We start from the raw sequence: 236 nt of genomic DNA on the forward strand, positions 1-236 counted from the left end.
CTCCTCCACCCACTCGGGCTGGACGGCGGCAACTGTCCTGGCCCACAGCCGAGAGGTCTCCACGAGCTCAACAGCCACGACAAGTTCGGGCGACTTACGCGCCAGCAGCGATCCGGGATTAATGGCGAACTTCGTGCCGCGAGCACCGAGGTATTCCTGAGGCCCGGGGCGCTGGCCGTGCCGTTTGGCCGGCTGCCGGACCTGGACCAGCCCGATGTGAGACAACAGTCCCGAGA

1 protein-coding gene is annotated in these 236 nt (G+C 66.5%); it reads right to left on the bottom strand.

Annotation, left to right across the window (positions count from 1 at the left end; all coding sequences use genetic code 11):
• A partial coding sequence (locus tag ACPYOI_RS37075) for an oligonucleotide/oligosaccharide-binding fold domain-containing protein (RefSeq protein ID WP_481424307.1) occupies positions 1-236 on the bottom strand: 236 nt, incomplete at both ends.

This window comes from Rhizobium sp. SVR5-2C (assembly GCF_056755115.1).